The sequence below is a fragment of the Neisseria sp. P0009.S007 genome (genome assembly GCF_051962515.1).
Map to the genome: position 1 here is coordinate 1 of NZ_JBQCVF010001310.1, position 233 is coordinate 233.

Here is a 233-nt window from a genome sequence, read left to right on the forward strand (position 1 = left end):
TATTGGGCAAAGATGCAACTGTTACTTCCGTACGCGCTATTACCGGCAAGATGACTGCTCCTCAAGTATTCATCGGTGGCAAATACATCGGCGGCAGCGAAGACTTGGAAGCTTACTTGGCTAAAAACTAATTGCCTGTATGCTTGAGACGGCTTGAAAAGGCCGTCTGAAAGACCCAAATATAGAGTTATTCAGACGACGTTTACAAATCGGCGTTCTGAATAACTCTATAT

General features: G+C 44.2%; 1 pseudogene. It reads left to right on the top strand.

The features are described 5' to 3' along the window. A pseudogene (locus ACTHS3_RS18730) lies at positions 1 to 131 on the top strand (glutathione peroxidase); the annotation flags it as partial. Positions 132 to 233 lie beyond the last annotated feature (102 nt).